A 22,805-nucleotide genomic window follows, 5' to 3' on the forward strand; every position below is an offset into this window, starting at 1 on the left:
AGCCACATGAGCAGCCACGACGAACTCAAGCCTTGTCGCCAGCAACTGGTCGGTCACGGTGCGCTGATGATCTTCTGCGCCGGCGTGATCGGCTTCGGCTTCCTGTTCTTCCTGATCGGCAGCATCAAGCTCTGGCCGATTCCCGGCGAGATCGACATCAAGCTGCCCGGCAGCTATGACGACTGGCGCATGGCGCACATGGAGGCGGTGGTCAACGGCGCGATCATGTGGATCATGGCCGCGATCCTGCCGCTGCTGCCGTTCTCGCCCGCCGGCCAGCGGCGTGCCGCCCACGGCATGATCGTCGTCGCCTGGACTTTCGTCATCGCTTCGGCCATGAAGCCGCTGTTCCCCAACAGCCGCGGCCTGGCGGCCAGTGACCTCGTCAGCAACAACATCGTGTTCGGCCTGTTCTACGTGGGAGTGGTGCTGGTGATGCTGATCATGGGCCTGATCGCGTATCGCTCGCTGCGCGGCGACAAGGCCGCCTGAGGCGATAAGCCTCACCTGGTCTCGCCGGCGCCGGATTCCGGCCGCGCGCGCCTGCGGCGGCTGACGACCTCGGGCGCCAGGCGGCTGCCGCAGCAGGGGCCGGCGGAGGTGGCGAAAGCGGTGCTGGAGTTCCTGGTGGGCTGAGCCGCGGGCCTGCTGGCCCTAGCCACGCAGCCGGTATTCGCCCGGCGGCAGGCCGGTCCAAGTCTTGAACGCGGCGGTGAAGGCGCTCTGGCCGCTGTAGCCCAGCAGCATCGCGATGTCGCCCAGCCCCAGTCCGGGGTCGGCAAGGTACTGCAGCGCCAGCTCGCGCCGCTGCTGCGCGAGCAGGTCGGCGTAGGAGTGCCCCTCTGCCTCCAGCCGCCGCCGCAGCGTGCGGTCGCTCAGGCCCAGCAGGCCGGCCACCTCGGCGGAGGACGGGCTGCCATGCGGCAGGCGCTGGCGGATGGCGCCGGCCACGCGCGGCGCCAGCCCCGTCCCGCGGATCTCGCGCAGCCGCTCGCGCGCCTGCTGCTCCATCAGCCCGCGCAGTTCCTCGTCGTGCTGCACCAGCGGCGTGGCGAACAGGCCGACGTCGAAGCTCAATGCATTGTCCGGCTCGTCGAATCGCAGCGGGCAGCCGAAGAAGCGCTCGTAGGGCTGCAGGCCGGCGGGACGCGGATGCTGGAAGCAGGCGCCGAGCAGTTCGCCGCGGATGCCGCTGATCCAGCGGCCGAAGGCGAGCCAGCCGGCGACGATGGCCTCGTTGACCGGCCGCATGCGCGCCACGTCGGCGGCGCCGGACTGCCAGGCCAGGCGCACCTGCCGCCCCTGCACCGTCACCCGCGTGCTGCCGCCGTCGTAGACCAGGCCTTCGTAGCGGGGGATCAGCGCCACCGCCTCGCCGAGGGTGCTGCAGCTCATCGCGGCATAGCCCAGGGCGCTGAAGGTCCGCGGCCGCACCTGCATGCCCATGTGCAGGCCGATGGAGTCGTCGCCGCTGAGTTCCTGCGCCAGGTCGAACAGGCGCAGCAGCCCGGCGATGTCGAGGCGCCAGGCCGGGTCGGACAGGCGCTCCGGCAGAAGGGCCGCACGCTGCAGCAGGCGCTCGCGCCCGGCACCCTGCGCCACCGCCGCATCGAGCAGGGCCTGCACATAGGCGGCCGATACCGAGCCCAGGGCGAGCCCGCCCTGGCCGGCTTTCTCAAAACCCTGGCCGTCCGTCGCTACCACTGTGCGCCGCCACCCCTCCAGAATCGTGCCGGTACGTCGCCAGCCCGAGAATCTCCATGCCGCATGCCGAGTCCGCCGCCCTTGCCCTGGGCATCCTGCGCGATCCCGCGCAGTTCAAATGGTATGTGATTCCGCTGCTGCTGCTCACCCTCCATGTCTATGCCCAGCAGGTCCATGCGCGGCGCTGGCCGGTGGTGCTGGGCGGCCTGGCGTTCTGGCTGATGGACTGGATCAACGAGATCTGGAACGCGCTGGTGTTCCACTTCACGCAGTTCGCGCCGGTCTGGGGTGCACCGGGCGATACCGCCTTCCTGATCCTGATCGGCCTCAACATCGAGATCAGCCTGATGTTCGCCGTGTTCGGCGTCACCGCGATCCTGCTGCTGCCGGCGGACCCCAGGCTGAAGCTGTTCGGCATCAACAACCGACTGCTGGCCGCGGCGCTCAACTCGGTCCTGGCGGTCGGCGTGGAGTGCTGGCTCAACCACGCCGGCGCACTGACCTGGGAATACCGCTGGTGGAACGGCTCGGCGCCCTGGCTGATCTGGCTGATCGGCTACCTGCCGTTCTTCCTGGTCGCCTACTGGGTGCACGACCTGCCGGACAGGCGCCGGCAGCTGCGCGCGGTCGGCACGCTGGGCGGCATCGTGGCCGGCAGCCTGCTGCTGTTCGGCGCCCTGCTGGGCTGGATCTGACGTGCGCCGCCTTCCCGCGTTCGCCGCCGCCCTGCTGCTCGCCGCCTGCGGCAGCAGCACGGCCCCCGATGCCGGCCACGGCACGCCGCCGCCCTTCCAGCCGGGCCCCGACGCGCCGTTCGCGACCATCGCCGACCCCTCGCTGTCGCTGCCGCTCTGCATCCTGCCGGCCGGCACGATCGGCGTGCCGGACCTCGTGGTCGACCCGCTGCCGATCCCGGACCGCGGCAACGGCCTGGCCGCCGATGCCGCCAGCGAGGCCCCGGCCGCGCTGCCCGCGCAGCTCGCGCTGCGCAACGACCGCGGGACCTACAACCGCCGCTACCAGTTCGCGCTGGACGAAGGGGCGATCTGGTTCAAGTCCAACACCGCCGTGACCGGCATCGAGCAGCCCTGGGCGCGGCTGGCGATGCCGGGCTGCCTCGCCGGCACCGTCATCGGCATCGCCGTGGACGACGACGAGCTCACCGCGATCCGCGCCGATGGCGCGATCTACGGCATGGACAACGCCTTCAAGGACTACGCGCTGTTCAACTGGAGCTCGCGCTGGGGACCGCCGCTGTGGACCGGCACCGGTCACCGCATCCCGGCGGACTACCTGGCCTGGTCCTGGAGCGTGATCTCGCCGGCCGAGGACCAGCACTGGACCGACCCGGCCGGCAACCTGCACACCATCGGCAGCGGCAAGGTCTCGCACATCTGGCTGCTGCGCAGCGGCGGCCAGCGCTACACCTACGTCGATCCCTGGCTGCCGCGCGACGACAGCTACGAGATGTGCGGCCCGCTGCGCGGCCGCTACCGCGGCGTGAATCTCTCGGCCAGCGGCTCCACGGTCTTCACCGTCAACCGCTACGGCGATCTCTACACGCGCAACTACGACTTCGACCTCTGCGGCGCCGACCCGCTGTTCTTCGACTACGCCTACGAGGACCAGCGCGGGGTCTCCAACCCGAAGATCCAGCTGCCGACCTTCGAATGGCAGCGCCAGCCGAAGATCCCTGGCACGATCACCCACGACATCAGCGTGCACAAGAGCGGCATCGACATGCTGACGCGCAGCCTGCGCGTCGAGGGCCGCGATGCCCGGGGCCATACCGGCTACTGGGAGAAGGATTACCGCGAACTGGACGCCCGGGCCTGGAAGTTCGTGCGCACCGACCAGCCGCTGCGCGGCACGGTGCTGGACAACCGCCCCCGCGACAGTTCCCTGGACGACGCCGGCCCCGGCGAGGACCGCTATTACGCGCGCAATCTCGCGCAGCTGCCGTCGCTGGCGGCGCACCCCCAGGTCGCCGGCGATGCCGACTGGGCGGGCGAACTGCCGGACTTCAACTTCTACTGCTCGCCGGCGCGGCTGCGCATCCGCTTCTCGCCCACCGAGGACCTGGAGCTGCTGCTGCACCACACCGACACGATCCGCCAGACCGAGCGCGGCCGCGGGCTGGACCAGCAGCCGCGCGCCTTCGTCGGCAGCATCGAGATTCCGGAACCGACCTTTGCACGGCTGGATTCGCTGCCGCCGAAGTCGCAGCAGTTCATCCAGCTCTACCTGGACGGGCGGCGCCACACCAGCGTCAGGCTCAGCGGCGTCGAGGACCGCATCAGCGTCACCAGCTTCGGCTGGGAGTTCGAGCGCCCCTGAGCCGGAGCGCCCACGCTCAGGAACGTTCCGCGCGCAGCTTGCGCGTCTGCGTCGGCGCGCCCGTCACCAGGCGGTCGCCGATATGGCGCGTGAAGTACTTCCAGGTCCACTGCACGAACACGCGCAGGCGCTGCGCCCCGTCGACCAGCGCAGCGATGTGCACGAAGGCCCAGGTCAGCCAGGCGAACCAGCCGGTGACCTTCATGAACTTCAGGTCGCCCACGGCCTTGTTCATGCCGATCACCGCCATGGTGCCGCGGTCGGTGTACTCGAAGGGCCTGGGCGGCTTGGCGCCGGTGACGCGCGAATGCAGCAGGTCGGCCACGTAGCGGCCCTGCTGCATCGCCGCGGGCGCCAGGCCCGGCACTTCGCGCCCGGTGGCGTCGGTCAGGCGGCCGAGGTCGCCCACCACGAAGATTTCCGGATGGCCGGGCAGCGAGCAGTCCGGCTCCACCTTCACGCGGCCGCCGCGGTCCAGCTGCACGCCGGTGCGCTGCGCCAGGATCTCGCCGAACAGCGAAGCGCGCACGCCGGCCGCCCAGAGGATGGTCTGGGTGCGGAGGGTCTCGCGGGTCTCGCCCTTCTTCGTGCGCACGTAGTCGGCGCCGATGTCCTCGACCATGGTCTCGGTCAGCACCGTGACGCCGAGCTGCTCGAGGTGCTTGCGCGCGGCCTGGCGCAGGCCTTCCGGGTACACCGGCAGCACGTCCTTGGCGCCTTCCACCAGCAGGATGCGCGCCTGGCTCGGGTCGATGCCGCGGAAATCGCGGCGCATGGTCTTGTGCGCCAGCTCGCCGATGGCGCCGGCCAGCTCGACGCCGGTGGGGCCGGCACCGACCACGACGAAGGTCAGCAGCTCGCGGCGCAGGGCCTCGTCGTCGGTCAGCTCCGCGCGCTCGAAGGCGCTGAAGATCTTGCGGCGCATTTCCAGGGCGTGCTCCAGCGTCTTCAGGCCGGGCGCGAACTCGCGCCACTCGTCGCGGCCGAAGTAGTGGTGCTTCACGCCGGTGGCCACGATCAGCGTGTCGTACTTCAGCTCGCCGAACTCGTGCTTGAGCACCCGGGCCTGCGGGTCCACGTCGAAGGCGGTGGTCGCCAGGCAGCGCACCTGCGGGTACTTGCGCAGCACCACGCGCTGCGGGATGGCGATGTCGCCGGTCGACAGCGAGCCGGTCGCCACCTGGTACAGCAGCGGCTGGAACAGCTGGAAGTTGCGCTTGTCGAGCAGGGTGACGCGGTAGCCGCGCTGGCCGAGGCGCTTGGCCGCATGCAGGCCGGCGAAGCCGCCGCCGACGATGACGACGTGATGCTGGGCAGGGGTCGGGGACATGAGGTCTTCTAATGGTAATGTTGCACTGCGGCAAAGATTACCACAGCCCCTCATTCCGGCGCGGCCAACACCTTGAACGGCGCCGATAAAGCCTTGTTTTTCGGGTACTTGGCGTGCAGCCAGCGCTCCTGGAAGACATACCGCGCCACCCCCGACACATCGTGGATGTACCAGGCGTTCATGGAGGCGCCGACCGCCGCGCCCAGCACCGGCACCACGCCCATGACCTTGCGCCGGCCGAGCTGCACGCCGATGCGGCTGGCCAGGGTCTGCATGCTGAACACCGCCGCCTCCTTGGCCATCTCGCGCTCGGCCACGCGCTCCACGCCGTCGCGCCAGGCGGCGTCCAGCAGGTCGCCGCGGCGGCGCAGCGCCGCCAGCGCGGCCTGCTTCTCGTCCATGGAGTTGGCGGAGGCCAGTGCGAAGATGCCGATGGCCATGGCCTTGTGCGCCTGCAGGCCCTCCTCGCCGTAGCACATGGCGGTGCGGTGGATCGTGCGCAGCGCCAGTCCCAGGAGGGCCGGCACGTCGACCACCATGCCCGCCGCGCCGGCCACGCCCAGCACCGCGCCCCCGGCGCCGGCCATGGCCATGGCGCGGCGCTCCACCTGCCTGGAGAGCTGGTCGCAGACTTCCAGCGGCAGCGCGCGCAGCTGGCGCGGCTCGTCCAGCCCGGCGGTCTTCAGCAGGGCCTCGCGGCCGGAATAGCGGAAGGCCACGTCGTTCAGTCCGTTCAGGGCGGCACGCAGGGCCGAGACCGGCACCAGGGTCTTCACCGCCGTGGCGGCCGACGCTCCCGGCTTGGCCAGCAGGCGCGTACCCCAGCCCGGCGCTTCCTGCTCCCACCGGCGCAGGGTTTCCAGCTGCAGCTGCTCGTACTCGGTCATGTCGGCACCCGGTTGACGTCCACCGCAGTCTGACAACATTCTGCCGCCATGTGTTTAATCGCCCTGGCCTGGCAGTCCCATCCGCGCTACCCGCTCGTGCTGGCGGCGAACCGCGACGAGTTCCATCACCGCCCCACCGCGGCGGCGGCGTTCTGGCCGGACGCCCCCGGCGTGTTCGGCGGCCGCGACCTGTCGCAGCACGGCAGCTGGCTGGCCGCCTCGCGCGACGGCCGCATCGCCGCCGTCACCAACGTGCGGCGCATGATCCCGCCGAACCCGCATGCCCCCTCGCGCGGCGTGCTGGTGTCCGACTTCGTCGGCGGCAGGCTGAGCTGCGCCGACTATGCCGCGCAGCTCGCCGGCGGCGCGGCGCTGTTCTCCGGCTTCAACCTGCTGCTGATCGACCGCGACAGCGCGCTGTACGTGACCAACCAGCCGAGCTACCGCGTGGAGGTGCTGCGCCCCGGAGTGCACGGCCTCAGCAACGCCACGCTCGACACGCCCTGGCCCAAGCTGCGGCGGGTCCGCGACGGACTGTCCACCTGGGTGGCACGCGACCGCACCGACAGCGACGCGCTATTCGAGCTGCTGGGCGACCGCCGCGTGGCGGACGACGCCGAGCTGCCGGATACCGGCGTCGGCCTGGAGATGGAGCGCTTCCTGTCGCCGCCCTTCATCCGCGACGCCAGCTACGGCACGCGCAGCAGCAGCCTGCTGATCTGCGAGGACGGCCAGCTGTCCTTCCGCGAGCGCCGCTACGGCGCCGACGGCCAGCCCTCCGGCGAGACGCTGGAACGCTTCGCGCTCGCCGCCTAGGGCCTCGCCATGGACTGGCTGGAGCAGGAAGAGAACCTGCTGGATCAATGGCTGGGCCGCCTGCCGCAGGGCAGCGGCGCCGCGGATGTCTGGCTGCGCCGCATGCCCACGCCGCTGGGGACGCTGCTGGCCGGGGCGACCGCGCAGGGCATCGTGCTGCTGGAATTCGCCGACGCGGCCCGCCTGCGCCGCGCAGGCGCGGCCCTGCGCAAGCATTTCGGCGAGGACTGGGTGGCCGCCGATCATCCCTGGCTGCGGCAGCTCGAGGGAGAGCTGTCCGGCTACTTCAACGGCCGCCGTCACCGCTTCGAGGTGCCGCTGGTGTTTCCCGGCACGCCGCTGCAGCAGTCGCTGTGGCAGGCGCTGACGCAACTGCCCTTCGGCTCACGGCGCAGCTACGAGCAGATGGCGGCGCAGCTCGGCGTCCCCGGCGCGGTGCGCGCCGTGGGCACCTGCAACGGCATCAACCGCCTCGCCATCGTGGTGCCCTGCCACCGGCTGGTGAACAAGAACGGCGGGCTCGGCGGCTACGGCGGCGGGCTGTGGCGCAAGCAGCGGCTGCTGGAGCTGGAAGTCGCTAACCGCTGACAGCCCGCAGCAGCCGCAGGGGCCCGAGCACGCGCAGGCGCTGCAGTTCCTCTTCGCCGCGCAGCAGCAGCGTGCCGGCGAAGCCCAGCGCATTGACGCCCAGGCCCTCGTGCGCGCCGAAGCGGCGGCGCACCGCCATCATCCAGTCCGGGGTCAGCAGCAGGTTGTAGCCGCTGTAGCCCTTCGATCCGCCGAGCCCGATGTCCGCCAGCAGGCCCCGGTAGAGCCCGAGCAGCCGGGCCGGCTGCTCCAGGTCCACCGGCGCCAGCGCGGCCCGGGCGTGCGCGAAAGGCCAGCCCGCTTCCCGGCGCGCCCATTCGCGCGGGTCGAAAGGCTGCGCTGCCGCAGCCGGCATCAACGGCCAGGGCAGCAGTTGCACGTGGCGGTGCCGCTGGCTGGCCCCGGCGGCCGCGCCGCCGTTGAAGAAGGCCAGTCCCGAGGTCTGCCGCAGCACCTGCGCCACCGCGGCGAAATCCGCCTCCTGCAGTGCGGCTTCCTGCTCGGCGAAGGCGCGGGTCACGACCAGCACGTGGCCCTCCAGCACCTGGAACTTGTTGAGCAGCAGCGCATGCGACTCCGACAGCTCGGTGACGAGCATCGCCGGGTCGTAGGGCAGGAAGGGATTCGCCGGCTGCGGCGCGGCATGCTGGCGCCGTTCGGAGTCGCTCTTGCGGCGCAGGTCGCCGACGCGCAGCACGAAATCCAGCCCCTCGTCGCGCAGCACCTCCGGACGTGTGGGGATCGGCTGCAGTGCGCCGCTGTCCAGCGCGCGGCGCGTGGCGGCGCGGATCGCTGCCGGCAGGTCCATGTTCAGCCCAGCCGCAGCCCGCCGTCCACCGGCAGCACGGCGCCGGTGACGTAGGCCGCCTCCGGCGACAGCAGGAACTTCACCGCGCGGGCGATCTCCTCGCCCCCGCCGAGGCGCGCCAGCGGCACGCGCGCCAGTTCGGCCTGCGGCTGCAGCAGGTTGGGGCCGCCGGCCTCCGGCCAGATCATGTGCCCGGGCGCCACGCCATTGACGCGGATACGCGGTGCCAGCTCCAGCGCCAGGGCCTCGGTCACCGCCCAGAGCCCGGCCTTGGCGGCGGTGTAGGCGCTGTAGCCGCGCTGCGGGCGGCGCGCATGCACGTCGAGGATGTTGACCACGGCGCCCCGCTCCATGCGCGCGGCGCAGGCCTGGGTCAGCAGCAGCGGCGCGCGCAGGTTGCTGCCCACCAGGTCCTCGAAGGCCTCGGCCGTGAGCTGGCCGATCGGCGTGGGGTACCAGGTGGAGGCATTGTTGACCAGGGCATCCAGCCGCCCCCAGGTGTCCCGCGCCGACTGCGCCAGGTGCTCCAGCGCGGCGGGGTCGAGCAGGTCGGCCTGCAGGGCCCGGGCCGAGTCCGGACGGCCCTGATTCAGGCCCGCCGCCAGCACCTCGGCCTCGCCCAGCGAGCGGTTGGCGTGGATCACCACGTTCCAGCCCGCCGCATGCAGTTCGCGCACGGTTGCCGCGCCCACGCGCCGGGCCGCGCCCGTGACCAGCACCACCGGTGACATTCCCATGACCTGCCTTTGCTTTATCCTTGCCGCACTTTCCGCAAGCCCCAAGTGTAACTGTCCCGTGGACAGCATCCTCCAAGCGATCCTCCTCGGCGTCATCGAAGGCGTCACCGAATTCCTGCCCATCTCCAGCACCGGCCACCTGCTGATCGCCCAGCACTGGCTGGAGCGCCGCTCGGACCTGTTCAACGTGGCGATCCAGGCCGGCGCGATCCTGGCCGTGACGCTGGTCTATCGCCTGCGTCTGCTGGACCTGGCCACCACCTGGCGCGACCCGGGCACGCGCGACTACCTGGCCAAGCTGGCCACCGCCTTCGGCGTCACCGCGGTGGGCGGGCTGATCGCCAAGAAGCTCGGCGCGGAACTGCCGGAAACCGTGGTCCCGGTGGCCTGGGCCCTGATCGTCGGCGCCTTCGTGATCTTCGCCGTGGAGCGCTGGAACCGGGGGCGCCCCATCGTGGAGGCGGTGACCTGGAAGGTGGCTGTCGCGGTCGGCGTCGCGCAGGTGGTGGCCGCGGTCTTCCCCGGCGCCTCGCGCTCGGCCGCGGCGATCTTCGCCGCCCTGCTGATGGGCCTGTCCTGCCGCCCGCGCGCGGCGGAGTTCGCCTTCATGGTGGGCATCCCGACGATGTTCGCCGCCACCAGCTACGAACTGCACAAGACCCTGGGGAATCCGGCCGCCGTGCAGGCGGAATCATGGACCGAGCTGGGCATCGCTTTCGGCGTGTCCGCGGCGGTGGGCTTCGTCACCGTGAAATGGCTGATGAAGTTCATCTCCGGCCACAGCTTCGAGCCTTTCGCCTGGTACCGGCTGGGGCTGGGCACGCTGCTGCTGGTGATGCTGTAGGAGCGGCCGTTGGCCGCGAGGACGGCCATCGGCATCTCCCGCCGCTCGCGGCCGACGGCCGCTCCTACGGGGATGGCTCCCGCGGCTGTTCCTTCCACTCCTTCAGCCGCCGCTCGCGCCGCTGCTTCAGGGCCTCGCCGATGGCCGCGCCGCTGATGCCGTCGGCCATCACCTGCGCCGCCTGGATCTCGCTGGCCGCGACGCGCGCCGCGCGCAGGTAGTCGGCCTGCTCGTAGTGGCTGTGCTCGAAGCCGAGGCGCCCGCGCGCATCGCAGACGCTGGCCTGCAGCACCTGCTCGAAGCGCTCGCCCTTGGCGAAGGCCCCGGTGCGCTCCAGCAGGCCCAGCAGGGTGGACGGCCGCAGCTGCAGCGCCTGGTGGATGACCAGGTGCTCCCGGGTATGCACCAGCGCCAGGTCGCGGCAGGCGGAGGGCACGCGCAGGCGCTCGCTGAAGCGCTCCACCAGCGGCACGCCGCGCAGGTCGTGCATGCGGTGGCTGGGCCACTCCTCCGGCGGGGTGGCGCCCTTGCCGAGGTCGTGCACCAGCACGGCGTAGCGCACCTCCAGCGGCAGCCCCAGCCGCGCCGAAGTGTCCAGGCACATCAGCACGTGCACCAGCGTATCCACCTCGGGGTGGTAGTCGGCACGCTGCGGCACGCCGTGCAGCGCCGCCAGCTCCGGCATGATCCGCGCCAGCGCGCCGCAGTCCTGGAGCGTGCGAAAGTAGGTGCCCGGCGACTCCGTCATCAGGCCCTTCTTCGTCTCCTGCCAGACGCGCTCCGGCACCAGGTGGTCGACCTCGCCGCTGTCCACCATCCGGCGCATCAGCGCCAGGGTCTCGTCCGCCACGCGGAAGCCCAGCGGCGCGAAACGCGCATGGAAGCGGGCCACGCGCAGGATGCGCACCGGGTCCTCGCAGAAGGCCTCGGACACATGGCGCAGCAGGCGCGCATCGAGATCGCGGCGGCCGCCGTAGGGATCGACCAGGACTCCGTCGTCGCCGCGGGCGATGGCGTTGACGGTCAGGTCGCGGCGGACCAGGTCGTCCTCCAGCGTCACTTCCGGCCCGGTGTGGAAGCTGAAGCCGCGGTAGCCGGGCGCGGTCTTGCGCTCGGTGCGCGCCAGCGCGTGCTCTTCCCTGGTCTGCGGGTGCAGGAACACCGGGAAGTCCTTGCCCACCGGCTGGTAGCCCGCCGCCCCCATCTCCTCGGGCGTGGCGCCGACGACGACCCAGTCGCGCTCGCGCACCGGCAGCCCGAGCAGTTCGTCGCGGACGGCGCCGCCTACGAGATAGCGCTTCATCGCGGGTCCTTCACACGCAGCCCGGGCTGCCCTTGAGGCAGGCCGCGGCGGCCGGCGTCGGCACCGAGACCGGCAGCAGCAGGTTGCTTGCGTCCTGCGGCTCGCCGCTGGCCAGCCAGCCGTCGGCGGTGATGTGCCAGACGATCTTCTGGATGTAGCCGCGGGTCTCGTTGTAGGGCACGTTCTCGATCCAGACGTCGGCGTCCCGGGGCTCTTGCGGCAGCCAGCGCGCCACGGCGTTGGGCCCGGCGTTGTAGGCGCCCAGCGTCAGGATGAAGCGGCCGCCGAAGCGGTCGGTCTGGTCGCGCAGGTAGGCGGCGCCCAGCGGCACGTTGATCGCGGGGTCGAACAGCGACTCGCGCGTCGGCACCGGCTGCTTCCACTTGCGCGCCACCTGCTGCGCGGTGGGCAGCAGCAGCTGCAGCAGGCCCAGCGCCTGAGAGCGCGACACCGCGGTGGGCAGGAACAGGCTCTCCTGGCGCATCACGCCGTAGATCCAGGGCCCCGGGATACCGGCGAACTTGGCCCCCGCCTCGATCTCCCGGGTGAAGGCCTGCGGATACAGCAGCGTCAGGTCCCGCGTCAGGTTCATCTGGTTGAGCATGCTGACGGTCTGGATGTGCCAGCCCCAGGCCGAGGCCAGGCGCGCGGCCTGCACGCGCGTCAGCTCGTCGGCACCCTGCAGCGCCGCGCGCCACTCGGCGCCGGCCAAGTCGGTGCGCTCGATCAGGAACAGCTCGCGGGCACGCTGCATCTCCGGGCGCGCCATCAGTTGCTGCTGCAGGCCTTCGTCCGCCACCAGCTTCTGCGAGACCGGCACCAGCTTCTTCTGCAGGCGCCAGGCGGAGAGCACGGCGTAGTAGCCGTTTTCCTGCATCAGCGTGTTGTAGATCGGCTCGGCCTGGGCGCGGCGGCCCAGCGTCTCCAGCGCGCGGGCGCGCCAGTAGCTCCAGCGCGGCTCGGCGGCCTGCGCCGGCGGCATGGCGTGCAGCCATTGCGCGGCCAACTCCCACTGGCCCTGCCACAGCGCCGCGCGCACGCGCCATTCGTGCGCCTTGTCGTCCAGGGCGTCGTCCGGCACCAGCTTGTACAGCGAGAGCGCTTCGGCGCGGCGGTCCAGCGCGTAACCCATGGCCAGGTCGCGGCGCAGCTCCGCGATCTGCCGCGCGTCGATGCGGCGGCGCTCGATCATCTTCGGCAGCAGCGGCGCAAGCTCGTCCGGCTTGCCGCGCGCCAGCTTGGCCCAGGCCGCTTCGAGCGGAGCCCATTCCACCTTCTCCTGCGGCGCGGCGATCAGCGCCTCGATGGCCGGACGCGGCTCGCGCAGCAGGCGCGACCAGTGCTTGAGCGGCGCGGCCCGCGCGGCGGGCACGCCGCGCAGCAGCCAGTCGGCCAGCTCGGTGTTGCCGGCCTCCAGCGCCAGGCGGGCGCGCTGCTCCAGGCGCTCGGGCGTCAGCGCGCCGCGCTGCTGCAGCCACTGGAACGGCGGCACGCAGGCCTGCGGCAGCTGCTGGCCGGTCATCCACACGCCCAGGATCTCGTCGCGCAGGCTGTCCTCGACGCCGCCGGTCTGCAGCCAGGCGTTGTAGCGATGGCAGCGCAGCGCGTCGTCGGCCGCCGCCGGCTCGCTGTTGGCCAGCAGCGTGGTCCATTGCTGGCGCTCGGCGAGGTTGCCCAGCCAGTCGCGCTGCAGGGCACGCGCGGCCGGCAGCCCGGCGTTGGCGCGCAGCCAGCCGGCGATCTCGGCGTCCAGGGCCTCGCCCGGGCGGGCCTTGATGGCCTGCCGCAGGCGTGCCGCCTGCAGGTAGGGATAGAGGATGTAGCTGCGCAGGCCCGGGCTCTCGGCGGCCTCGCCGCCGGCCTCCACGGTCTTCAGGGCGGAGCGGAACTCGACGCGCAGCACGTCGTTGGCGGCCTGGGCGGCGACGGTGCCGCTGAGGCACAAGCACAGAAGGAATGCGGGCAGACGGAGCATCAGTGGGGGGAGCCTGTTGTAGGATGCGCGCCTCATTGTAGTGCGTGGCTGACTGAGAATTCGCTGAATGGAGTCCCTGCTCATCTACCTTCTGACCGGCGCCGTGGCCGGATTGCTCGCCGGGCTGTTCGGCATCGGCGGCGGCATGGTGATGGTGCCGGCACTGGCCTTCGTGCTGCCGGGCCAGGGCGTGCCGCCGGAAGTGACCCTGCAGGTGGCCGTGGCCACCTCGCTGGCGGTGATCTCGGCCACCTCCGTCTCCTCGATGCTGAGCCACCAGAAGCACGGCGCCGTGGTCTGGCCGGTGTTCCGCTGGATGGCCCTCGGCCTGGTCGCCGGCTCGGTGGGCGGCGCCTTCGTCGCCGACCAGCTCGCCAGCCGCACGCTGGCGCTGATCGTGGGCTGCGGCGCGCTGGCGGTGGCGGCGCAGATGTTCTTCGACCTCAAGCCGAAGGCCGCGGCGCCGCTGCCCGGCGCGGCCGGCCTGAGCGCCGCCGGCGGCATCATCGGCCTGCTGTCGGCCCTGGTCGGCATCGGGGGCGGCTCGCTGACGGTGCCCTTCCTGTCCTGGCGCAGCGTGGACATCCGCAAGGCCGTGGGCACCTCGGCCGCCTGCGGCGTCCCCATCGCCTGGGCCGGGGCCCTCGGCTTCATCCTGTCCGGCTGGGACCGCAGCGACCTGCCCTCGCCGCACCTGGGCTACGTCAGCCTGCATGGCTTCATGGGCCTGGCCGTCGCCAGCGTGCTGCTGGCCCCTCTGGGCGCCAGGCTGGCGCATCGCCTGCCGCCCCGGCAGCTGAAGCGCGGTTTCGCGCTGCTGCTGACCGGCGTTGGGCTCAAGATGCTGATTGGCTAGAATCACGCTGACGGCGATTGCCGCCGCGCGCGAGAAAAGTCTTGGGTAAACGGGGGTTTGAGCCGGGTGTTGCGGGCGGAGTCCGCCGCAGGGGCAGCGCGCTGCTGCTGGGCCTGCTGCTGGCCGCCGCCGGCGCCCAGGCCGCCGAGGTCTATGTCTACCGCGAGCCCACCGGCACCCGCCTGTTCACCGACCAGCGCGTACGCGACCCCGCCTACGTGTTCATCGCCAAGTACGGCCGCCCCACCGCCTACGTCTCCTGCAGGGGCATCAGCGCCGCCGGCCTGGATGCGCGCCTGCGCAGCTACGAGGACCTGATCGACAAGTACGCCGCCCAGCAGGGCGTGGAAGCGGCCCTGGTCAAGGCGGTCATGCGCGTCGAATCCTGCTTCGACCACCGTGCCGTGTCGCGCGTCGGCGCACGCGGCCTGATGCAGCTGATGCCCGGCACCGCCTCGGACCTCGGCGTGAGCGACAGCTTCGACCCGGCGCAGAACATCCGCGGCGGCGTCACCTACCTGCGCCTGATGCTGGACCGCTTCGGCAACAACCAGAAGCTGGCCCTGGCCGCCTACAACGCCGGTCCCGGCGCGGTGGAAAAGCACCAGGGCGTACCGCCGTTCCGGGAAACCCAGGCCTACGTCGAGAAGGTGCGCTCGCACTACGAGCGCTACCGCAGCTAGCGCGCCTTCAGCACCTCCAGGAACGCCTCCAGCGCCGGACTGCGCCAGGCGCTCTTGAGCAGCACGCGGTACAGCGGCCGCCGGATGCGCAGGCCCTTCACCTCCACCACCCGCAGGATGCCGGCCTTCAGCTCGGTGCGGATCGCCTGGGCCGACAGGAAGGCCAGCGCCACGCCGCCGGCCACGGCGTGCTTGATCGCCTCGGTGCTGGCCAGTGTCATCGCCGGACGCGGGCGGATGCCCCGGGCGGCCAGCGCACGCTCGGTGACCGCGCGGGTACCCGAGCCGGGCTCGTGCATCAGCAGCGGATGCTCCGCCAGCGCCGCCAGCGCCAGCGGCCCGGCCGCGGCCGCCGGATGGCGCGGCGCCGCGATCAGCACCAGCTCGTCCTCGGCGTAGACGCGGTAGTCCAGCTGGTCGCTGCTGACCACGCCCTCGGCGAAGCCGATGTCGATCTCGCCCGCCAGCAGCTTGGCCTCGATGGCCTGCGTGTTCTCCACCTGCAGCGACAGCTCCACCCCGGGATGGCGGCGGGCGAAGGCCGCCAGGGTCTCCGGCAGCATGTAGCCGCCGATGGTACGGCTGGCGCCGATGGCCAGGCGCCCCCGCCCCAGTTGCTGCAGGTCGCCCAGCGCCTGGGCCGCCTCGGCCTCGATCGCGAACAGGCGGTTGGCATAACCCAGCAGCAGCCGGCCCGCCTCGGTCGGCCGCACGCCGCGCGGCAGGCGGTCCAGCAGCACCACGCCCAGGGCGCGCTCGAACTCGGCGAGCTGCTTGGACACGGCCGACTGGCTGATGTGCAGCTCGCGCGCACCGCCGCTGACGCTGCCGCTGGCCGCCACGGCCTGGAAGATGGCGAGATGGTTCAGGTTCATGTCGGGTGATCCATGAATAAAAGTCAACTAAGGCATCTATATATTGCATTTTATTGATGGCGGCGGGAGTGCCTAAAATGCGGGTCCGGCGCGGGACCCGTCCCCGCCGCCCCTCACACAGCTGGAAACGACCATGATCAAGCCCCACGGCTCCGACACCCTGAACCCGCGCTTCGTCTACGACACCGCGCGCCACGCCGCCCTGCAGAAGGAAGCCGAGGGCCTGCCGAGCCTGCTGCTGAACTCCGCCGCCGCCGCCAACGCGGTGATGCTCGGCGCCGGCTACTTCAACCCGCTGACCGGCTACATGAACAAGGCCGACGCGCTGGGCGTGGCCAAGGACCTGAAGACCACCGCCGGCCTGTTCTGGCCGGTGCCCATCGTCAACCTGACCAAGGAGGCCGGCATCAAGGCCGGCAGCCGCATCGCGCTGCGCGACCCCAACGTCGAAGGCCATCCGGTCCTGGCGGTGATGGACGTGCAGGCCGTGGAAAGCGTCAGCGACGACGAGCTGCAGTTCATGGCCAAGGAAATCTTCGGCAACCTCGACGCCAAGCACCCGGGCGTGCAGACCTTCCTGAACCTGGGCAACACCCTGGTCTCGGGCCCGATCGAGGTGCTGAACTTCAGCTACTTCCAGGGCGAGTTCCCGGACACCTTCCGCACCGCCGTGGAGATCCGCAACGAGATCAAGGAACGCGGCTGGCAGAAGGTGGTGGCCTTCCAGACCCGCAACCCGATGCACCGCGCGCACGAAGAGCTGTGCCGCATGGCGCAGGAGCGCCTCCAGGCCGACGGCATCGTCATCCACATGCTGCTGGGCAAGCTCAAGGAAGGCGACATCCCGGCACCGGTGCGCGACGCCTGCATCCGCACGATGGTGGAGCACTACTTCCCGAAGAACACGGTGATGATCACCGGCTACGGCTTCGACATGCTCTACGCCGGCCCGCGCGAGGCCGTGCTGCATGCCGTGTTCCGCCAGAACATGGGCGCCAACTACCTGATCGTGGGCCGTGACCATGCCGGCGTGGGCGACTACTACGGCCCCTTCGACGCGCAGACCATCTTCGACACCCGCGTGCCGGCCGGCGCGCTGCAGATCGAGATTTTCCGCGCCGACAACACCGCCTACAGCAAGAAGCTGGGCCGCGTGGTGATGATGCGCGAAGCCCCGGACCACACGCCGGAAGACTTCATCGCGCTGTCGGGCACCAAGGTGCGCCAGATGCTGGGCCAGGGCATCGCCCCGCCGCCCGAGTTCTCGCGCCCGGAAGTGGCCAAGGTGCTGATGGAGTACTACCAGCTGGAAGACGCCAAGAAAGCCTGAACCGGCGGATGCGGCGACGAAAAAAGGGGCCTGTGGGCCCCTTTTTCGTTGCCCACCCCCTCTGTGAACCAGGTCAATGTCCGCTGGCCCGCCGGCGCCTATAGTGGAGGGATGGGGAAACTGCTGGGGGGCGGAGACTCATGAGCGGACCGGCATCCTTGCGGCTGCTGGCGGCGGGGGCCGCCCTGGCGGCGCGCTACGGCTTCGAACAACTGACACCGGACAACCTGGCCGACACCACCGGCCTGACGCGCGAGCAGTTCGCCGCGCAGTTCGGCAGCCTGGACGTCTACTTCACCGAGCTGAACCGGCAGTTCCTGGACCACATCCTCGACCGGCTGGTGCAGGCCGCATCCCAGACGCCGCCGGGGCTGCCCCGCATGCAGCGCGCCACCGAGCTGCAGCTGGACATCTGCCTGGAGCACCGCGCCCTGCGCCTGCTGCTGAGCGAAGCGCGCCGGCGCTTGCCGGGCATGGCCCAGTACTTCCACAAGCGCAACCAGACCACCGCCATGATGGTGGGCATCGAGCTGAAGTCGCTCGCCTGCCCCAACTCGCATGCCATCGGCCGGGTCTACTGCCAGATGGTGCTGGAAGCCGCGCAACTGGAGTGCGAGGCCGGCGCACCGAACCCGGGCCTGCGGCGCATGCTGTCAGAGTTCCTGGCCGCCGCGCTGTCGGCGCCGCCGCTCCCCAAGGCAGCCGACGTGCCCGCACCCGCCGGGGAGTAGGAGAGGCGGCACTCCGCTGGCCTCAGGGCGTGCCCGGCCTCAATCCTTGTCTTCGAACCAGACGCAGAAGTACCGGCCCTCGCCGCAGGACACGATGATGCCTGCGTCGAACGAGGATTCGCCCAGAGGATGCCAGGCCTCGCGCGTATCCCAGTTGCCGTTCGAGTAATACCGGCTGCCGGGCTTCTCGCAGGACGACAGGATCATGTCGGCCATGCCGTCCGCCTCGGCCTTCGACATGAGCGGCATCTGGTACGGCATGTCCTTGTGCAGGATGGCCGAGAGGATGGCATGCGCGGTGGCCCGGTGGTGCTCCACGAGCCGGCTGCTGTCCGGCTGCAATCCCGCCTGGGCCAGGACGGCGTTCAGGTCCCCCGCCGCATCGGAGACGAGGATGCAACGGACTTCGCCCGCATGGCGCGCGTCCATGATTTCCTGTGCGTCGATCATCGGCCTCGCCATCTCTGAAAACCCGTCCACGGGATCGGCGTCCCGCAGGATGTGGGGAATGTAAAGAACCGCATCGATCGCGAACGATGCGCTTCGCAAAGCTCACTGCATCCTACACTTGCTTTCCAACTTGCAAAGCCATTGGCTCAACCCTGCGATCGCCCCTTTTTTGAGAAACAGGATCAAGCTTTCTTGCCGTGTCTGCGCTCAAGACTCTGAACATGCTCGACGTCTGTTTTCCCGGTGATAGCAAGGCGCGCAGTTTCGAGTCGGCCCACACAGAACTGCACTCGATTAACAGACATGACTTCGACGGTCTGCTTGCGCAGGTGGTCAATGAACCCGGAAATACTAAATACACCTTGAGGAACCTCTGTCATGAACTCAGCTTCGCCAGTAAAGACAACCACCGACTTGGTGGCCTCAGGCGGCAAGAAATCCAAGAGGTCTTGAACCGCTCGTACATGCCGGAAATTCTGGTGAATCGGGTTCTGAAACCTGAACTTCCATCTGAAGAGAACTTGAGTCCAGTTCGCTTGATTCGCGCTGGCAAAAATCCATCCCTTGTACTCCTTGTTCTCAATGACGAAAACGCCGAACCGCGAAACAAGAATGTGATCAATCTGAGTTGTGCCGTCCTTCATGCGAAGAGTGACATGATTCATCAGATGATAATCGGGAGAGGTGAAGTGGGTGAGCATGGCGCGGGATAGCAGCGCCTCTCCCCGATTCTGGAACAAAGGGAGGCGTAAGGCTTTGGATCGGCCAATGGCGAAACCAACAGCAAGTGCGATGAAGATGTACAGAACACCCCATCCATCCTGCGTCCAATGAAGGAGGGCCTTTGACTCGCGCTGAATCAGTGCGTGACTTGATGCAGTTGAGATGATTTGCGCCAGGCCATCGATATTCTCCTCAAGCATGAGCCGATACTCCTTCATGCAGAACTCCACCATCATGCTCGTCCGGCTTTCTGGGTGACCCACTCTCTCAAGCCCCCTCCCGAATCTTCGCCACGAAATCCTGCAAGTAGGGCTTCTCCGCCAGGCTCTCCGGCATTGCCGCGTACAGCTCGCAGCGCAGCCCCGATTCTCCCAGCGGCTTGGCCACCACGTAGCCGCGCTCCAGATACGCCTGCACGCTCCAGGCCGGCAGCGCGGCGATGCCGCGGCCGCTGGCGACGAGTTGCAGGATCGCCACTGTCAGCTCCGCGTTGCGCCGCTTGGGCTTCACGCCGGCGGGCGCGAGGAAATGGCGCACCACGTCGAGCATGTCGTCCTCCACCGGGTAGGAGATCAGCGTTTCGCCGGCGAAATCCTGCGGCGACAGCCAGGGCTTCTGCGCCAGCGGGTGCTTGCGCGACAGGATGGCGACGGTCTCGTAGGTGAACAGCGGCGCGGTGGCGACGCCGGCGCGCGGCGCGGGGCGGTCGTGCACCACGGCGAAGTCGGCCGCGCCGGTTTCCACCAGGGAGATCGGCTCGGCCTGGAAGCCGCTGACCAGGTCCAGCTCCACCTGCGGCCAGTGTTCGCGGAAGGCGTCCATCGCCGGCATCAGCCAGTCGAAGCAGGTGTGGCATTCCACCGCCACGCGCAACTGGCCGCCGCCCCCTCCGACCCACTGCGCCACCTCGCGCTCGGCCTCCGCGGTGAGCTCGCGCACCTGCCGGGCCAGGGCCAGCAGGCGGGCGCCGGCCTGGGTGAAGCGCAGGGGCTTGGTGCCGCGCTCGAACAGCGGTGAGCCGTAGTGGCCTTCCAGCAGCTTGAGCTGGTGCGACAGGGCGGACTGGGTGACGAAGACCCGCTCGGCGGCCCGGGACAGGGAGCCGGTGTCGGCCAGGGCCACCAGGGTCTGCAGGTGGCGCATTTCCAGGGGAGACTGGATCATGAATTTCTCTCAACAAAACCATTAAAACAGCGAGATTGAATCATATTAGCCGTCGGCGGACCATGAGCACCCTTCAATCTGACGGACCTAGCCATGTCCCATGCTCATATCCTCGGCTTTCCCCGCATCGGCGCCCGGCGCGAGCTGAAGACCGCCGTGGAGGCCCACTGGAAGGGCCAGCTGGACGAAGCCGGCCTGCGGGCCGTGGGCCGCGAGCTGCGCGGCCGCCACTGGGCCCTGCAGCAGGCCGCCGGCCTGGACTGCGTGACGGTCGGCGACTTCGCCTTCTACGACCACCTGCACAACGCCACGGCGCTGTTCTCGGCGGGCCCGGCCCGCTTCGGCCTGGGCGGGCACATGGACCTGGCGGACTACTTTGCGATGGCGCGCGGCACGCCGGAGCAGCCGGCGCTGGCGATGAAGAAGTGGTTCGATACCAACTATCACTACCTGGTGCCGGAGGTGGATGCCGGCACCCGCTTCCGCCTCAACCGCGACTGGCTGCTGCCGGAACTCCAGGGTGCGCAGGCCGCCGGCTACCGCGCCAAGGTGGTGCTGCCCGGCCCGCTCACCTGGCTGTGGCTGGCCAGCGCGCCGGCGGGCTTCGACAAGCTCTCGCTGCTGCCGGCGCTGCTGCCGGTATACGCCGAACTGGCGGCGGAACTGCGCGCGCTGGGCGTGGCTTGGCTGCAGCTGGACGAGCCGATCCTGTCGCTGGACCTGCCGGAGGAATGGCTGGCCGCCTTTCCCCGCGCCCATGCCGCGATTGCGGCCGTCGCGCCGCCGGTCCTGCTGGCCACCTACTTCGGCAGCGTGGCCGTGCATGCGGCGCTGCTGAAAGCGCTGCCGGTCGCCGCGCTGCACCTGGACCTGGTGCGCGCGCCGCGCCAGCTCGAGGCCTTCCTGCCGGACTGGCCGCAGGACAAGGCGCTGTCGCTGGGCGTGATCGACGGCCGCAACCTCTGGCGCACGGACCTGGCCAGGGTGCTGGCCTTGCTGCACCCGGCCAGGGCCCTGCTGGGCGAGCGCCTGTGGATCGCACCGTCCTGCTCGCTGCTGCATGTGCCCACCGATCTCTCCCTGGAAGAGAAGCTCGACCCCGCGCTGAAGAGCTGGATGGCCTTCGCGGTGCAGAAGCTGGATGAACTCTCGGTGCTGAAGCGCGCCCTGGAGCAGGGCGAGCCTGCCGTGTGGCGCGAGCTGCAGGCAGCGGCCCAGGCCATCCAGAGCCGCCGCAAGGCCCCGAGCACCCACGTGGCCGCCGTGCGCGCCCGCGTCGCCGCGCTGAAGCCGGAGGATGCCGAGCGTGCCGCGCCGTTCGCGCAGCGCATCGCCGCCCAGCAGGCGGTGCTGAACCTGCCGAAGCTGCCGACCACCACCATCGGCTCCTTCCCCCAGACCGCGGAGATCCGTGCCGCGCGCGCCGCCTTCAAGGCCGGCAGGCTCGGCGAGGACCAGTACATCGCCGCGATGCAAGCCGAGATTCGCCATGCGGTGGAAAAGCAGGAGCGGTTGGGCCTCGACGTGCTGGTGCACGGCGAGGCCGAGCGCAACGACATGGTGGAATACTTCGGCGAGCAGCTCGACGGCTACGCCTTCACCCAGTTCGGCTGGGTGCAGAGCTACGGTTCGCGCTGCGTGAAGCCTCCAGTGATCTATGGCGACGTCTCCCGCCCCGCGCCGATGACGGTGGAGTGGTCCCGCTATGCGCAGACGCTGACGGACAAGCCGATGAAGGGCATGCTCAGCGGCCCGCTGACGATGCTGTTCTGGAGCTTCGTGCGCGACGACCTGCCCAAGCAGGAGGTGGCGCTGCAGCTGGCGCTGGCCCTGCGCGACGAGGTGGTGGACCTGGAAACCGCCGGCATCAAGCTGATCCAGATCGACGAGCCGACGATCCGCGAGGGCCTGCCGCTGAAGAAGGCGGAGTGGCCGGCATACCTGGACTGGGCGGTGCGGGCCTTCCGAATCACCGCCGCGGGCGTGCGCAACCAGACGCAGATCCACACGCACATGTGCTACTCGGAGTTCAACGACATCCTGCCGTCCATCGCGGCGCTGGATGCGGACGTGATCACCATCGAGACCTCGCGGGCGCGGATGAAGCTGCTGGAGGGTTTCGCCGAGTTCCGGTATCCGAACGACATCGGCCCGGGGCTCTACGACATCCACTCGCCCCGCGTGCCGGCACAGGCGGAGATGCAGGAGCTGCTTCAGCGCGCGCTGAAGGTGGTGCCGGCCGAGCGCCTGTGGGTGAACCCGGACTGCGGCCTCAAGACCCGCGGCTGGCCGGAGACGGAAGCGGCCCTGAAGATCATGGTGGCGACGGCCCGCGAAGCGCGGGCCGCGCTGAACTGATGGCCTTCGGCTATGCGCGAAGGCGCCGCGATGAAGCGCAGGACGCCTCCCGGGAGCCATTCCGGGAGGCGGACCCGCTGGCGCGCTTCGCCTACGTGGAGCCGGCGGAAGAAGACCCACCCGAAACCCATCGCCACGGCGAACACTGTGCCTGTGGCCTGCGCGGAGAATGAGCATGTACGGCAACGCCCCGAGCCTCGCCCAATACGACCCTGAGCTGCACGCCGCGATCCAGAAGGAAGCGGGGCGGCAGGAAGCGCACATCGAGCTGATCGCCTCGGAGAACTACGCCAGCCCGGCGGTGAT

The 22,805-nt window shown here is 70.1% G+C and carries 22 protein-coding genes and 1 pseudogene; 12 read left to right on the top strand and 11 right to left on the bottom strand.

What is annotated here, in order from left to right; all coding sequences use genetic code 11:
* Positions 1-6: 6 nt before the first annotated feature.
* Entirely contained in the window at positions 7-492 is a 486-nt protein-coding gene (locus tag C3942_RS14265; RefSeq protein ID WP_104231023.1) for a styrene oxide isomerase, read from the top strand.
* 162 nt (positions 493-654) lie between these two features.
* Here the strand turns inward: C3942_RS14265 and C3942_RS14270 are convergent, their stop codons facing one another.
* On the bottom strand, positions 655-1,704 hold the full coding sequence (locus tag C3942_RS14270) for an AraC family transcriptional regulator (protein ID WP_104231024.1): 1,050 nt from the start codon (positions 1,702-1,704) through the stop codon (positions 655-657).
* Positions 1,705-1,760: 56 nt separating this feature from the next.
* Between C3942_RS14270 and C3942_RS14275 the strand changes: the two genes are divergently transcribed.
* Together C3942_RS14275 and C3942_RS14280 are read left to right on the top strand one after the other, a co-directional pair.
* Positions 1,761-2,399 carry a hypothetical protein gene (locus C3942_RS14275; protein WP_104231025.1) on the top strand — a complete coding sequence of 213 codons (639 nt, stop codon included), beginning with the start codon at positions 1,761-1,763 and terminating at the stop codon, positions 2,397-2,399.
* Between the two features lies 1 nt (position 2,400).
* On the top strand, positions 2,401-4,041 hold the full coding sequence (locus tag C3942_RS14280) for a hypothetical protein (RefSeq protein ID WP_104231026.1): 1,641 nt from the start codon (positions 2,401-2,403) through the stop codon (positions 4,039-4,041).
* A gap of 16 nt (positions 4,042-4,057) precedes the next feature.
* Here C3942_RS14280 and C3942_RS14285 read toward each other — a convergent pair whose 3' ends face one another.
* Positions 4,058-5,371 (bottom strand): NAD(P)/FAD-dependent oxidoreductase, encoded by a 1,314-nt coding sequence (locus tag C3942_RS14285; RefSeq protein ID WP_104231027.1) that lies wholly within the window; start codon positions 5,369-5,371, stop codon positions 4,058-4,060.
* A gap of 50 nt (positions 5,372-5,421) precedes the next feature.
* Complete coding sequence (locus C3942_RS14290) at positions 5,422-6,258, bottom strand: EcsC family protein (protein ID WP_165797457.1); 837 nt, start codon at positions 6,256-6,258, stop codon at positions 5,422-5,424.
* A 48-nt stretch (positions 6,259-6,306) separates the two neighbouring features.
* On the opposite strand from C3942_RS14290, the gene C3942_RS14295 reads away from it, so the two are divergent.
* Both C3942_RS14295 and C3942_RS14300 read left to right on the top strand, forming a co-directional pair.
* Positions 6,307-7,074, top strand: a complete 768-nt coding sequence (locus tag C3942_RS14295) for an NRDE family protein (RefSeq protein ID WP_104231029.1) — start codon at positions 6,307-6,309, stop codon at positions 7,072-7,074.
* Between the two features lie 9 nt (positions 7,075-7,083).
* Positions 7,084-7,662: a methylated-DNA--[protein]-cysteine S-methyltransferase gene (locus C3942_RS14300; protein ID WP_104231030.1), complete on the top strand. Its 579-nt coding sequence runs from the start codon at positions 7,084-7,086 to the stop codon at positions 7,660-7,662.
* Here C3942_RS14300 and C3942_RS14305 read toward each other — a convergent pair.
* Together C3942_RS14305 and C3942_RS14310 are read right to left on the bottom strand one after the other, a co-directional pair.
* Positions 7,652-8,470 (bottom strand): ATP adenylyltransferase family protein, encoded by an 819-nt coding sequence (locus tag C3942_RS14305; protein WP_104231031.1) that lies wholly within the window; start codon positions 8,468-8,470, stop codon positions 7,652-7,654. The genes C3942_RS14300 and C3942_RS14305 overlap by 11 nt on opposite strands.
* Positions 8,471-8,472: 2 nt before the next feature.
* On the bottom strand, positions 8,473-9,207 hold the full coding sequence (locus C3942_RS14310) for a pteridine reductase (protein WP_104231032.1): 735 nt from the start codon (positions 9,205-9,207) through the stop codon (positions 8,473-8,475).
* A gap of 58 nt (positions 9,208-9,265) precedes the next feature.
* On the opposite strand from C3942_RS14310, the gene C3942_RS14315 reads away from it, so the two are divergent.
* On the top strand, positions 9,266-10,051 hold the full coding sequence (locus C3942_RS14315; RefSeq protein ID WP_243393604.1) for an undecaprenyl-diphosphate phosphatase: 786 nt from the start codon (positions 9,266-9,268) through the stop codon (positions 10,049-10,051).
* Positions 10,052-10,115: 64 nt separating this feature from the next.
* Here C3942_RS14315 and C3942_RS14320 read toward each other — a convergent pair whose 3' ends face one another.
* Both C3942_RS14320 and C3942_RS14325 read right to left on the bottom strand, forming a co-directional pair.
* Positions 10,116-11,354: a multifunctional CCA addition/repair protein gene (locus tag C3942_RS14320; RefSeq protein ID WP_104231034.1), complete on the bottom strand. Its 1,239-nt coding sequence runs from the start codon at positions 11,352-11,354 to the stop codon at positions 10,116-10,118.
* A 10-nt stretch (positions 11,355-11,364) separates the two neighbouring features.
* Complete coding sequence (locus C3942_RS14325; protein WP_165797458.1) at positions 11,365-13,329, bottom strand: transglycosylase SLT domain-containing protein; 1,965 nt, start codon at positions 13,327-13,329, stop codon at positions 11,365-11,367.
* A gap of 67 nt (positions 13,330-13,396) precedes the next feature.
* On the opposite strand from C3942_RS14325, the gene C3942_RS14330 reads away from it, so the two are divergent.
* Positions 13,397-14,185 carry a sulfite exporter TauE/SafE family protein gene (locus C3942_RS14330; protein ID WP_104231036.1) on the top strand — a complete coding sequence of 263 codons (789 nt, stop codon included), beginning with the start codon at positions 13,397-13,399 and terminating at the stop codon, positions 14,183-14,185.
* A 41-nt stretch (positions 14,186-14,226) separates the two neighbouring features.
* The gene (locus tag C3942_RS14335; protein WP_104231037.1) at positions 14,227-14,868 is read left to right on the top strand and encodes a lytic transglycosylase domain-containing protein; all 642 of its coding nucleotides are present in this window, start codon (positions 14,227-14,229) and stop codon (positions 14,866-14,868) included.
* Here the strand turns inward: C3942_RS14335 and C3942_RS14340 are convergent.
* Complete coding sequence (locus C3942_RS14340) at positions 14,865-15,743, bottom strand: LysR substrate-binding domain-containing protein (RefSeq protein ID WP_104231038.1); 879 nt, start codon at positions 15,741-15,743, stop codon at positions 14,865-14,867. The two genes, C3942_RS14335 and C3942_RS14340, sit on opposite strands and share 4 nt — an antisense overlap.
* A 133-nt stretch (positions 15,744-15,876) precedes the next feature.
* Between C3942_RS14340 and sat the strand changes: the two genes are divergently transcribed.
* On the top strand, positions 15,877-17,073 hold the full coding sequence (gene sat, locus C3942_RS14345) for a sulfate adenylyltransferase (RefSeq protein ID WP_104231039.1): 1,197 nt from the start codon (positions 15,877-15,879) through the stop codon (positions 17,071-17,073).
* 140 nt (positions 17,074-17,213) lie between these two features.
* Positions 17,214-17,804 (top strand): TetR/AcrR family transcriptional regulator, encoded by a 591-nt coding sequence (locus C3942_RS14350; RefSeq protein ID WP_104231040.1) that lies wholly within the window; start codon positions 17,214-17,216, stop codon positions 17,802-17,804.
* A gap of 39 nt (positions 17,805-17,843) precedes the next feature.
* Here C3942_RS14350 and C3942_RS14355 read toward each other — a convergent pair whose 3' ends face one another.
* From C3942_RS14355 to C3942_RS14365, 3 genes are all read right to left on the bottom strand, one after another.
* Complete coding sequence (locus C3942_RS14355; protein WP_104231041.1) at positions 17,844-18,254, bottom strand: hypothetical protein; 411 nt, start codon at positions 18,252-18,254, stop codon at positions 17,844-17,846.
* Between the two features lie 182 nt (positions 18,255-18,436).
* A complete protein-coding gene (locus tag C3942_RS14360) occupies positions 18,437-19,195 on the bottom strand; it encodes a nuclease-related domain-containing protein (protein WP_207766097.1) in 759 nt (252 codons plus the stop codon).
* A gap of 49 nt (positions 19,196-19,244) precedes the next feature.
* Positions 19,245-20,141, bottom strand: coding sequence for a LysR family transcriptional regulator (locus C3942_RS14365; protein ID WP_104231042.1), 897 nt, complete (start codon positions 20,139-20,141; stop codon positions 19,245-19,247).
* Between the two features lie 93 nt (positions 20,142-20,234).
* Between C3942_RS14365 and metE the strand changes: the two genes are divergently transcribed.
* Positions 20,235-22,499: a 5-methyltetrahydropteroyltriglutamate--homocysteine S-methyltransferase gene (metE, locus tag C3942_RS14370; protein ID WP_104231043.1), complete on the top strand. Its 2,265-nt coding sequence runs from the start codon at positions 20,235-20,237 to the stop codon at positions 22,497-22,499.
* A 175-nt stretch (positions 22,500-22,674) separates the two neighbouring features.
* Positions 22,675-22,805: pseudogene (glyA, locus tag C3942_RS14375) on the top strand (serine hydroxymethyltransferase); the annotation flags it as partial.

This window comes from Solimonas fluminis, assembly GCF_002930645.1.
Lineage (GTDB): Bacteria > Pseudomonadota > Gammaproteobacteria > Nevskiales > Nevskiaceae > Solimonas_A > Solimonas_A fluminis.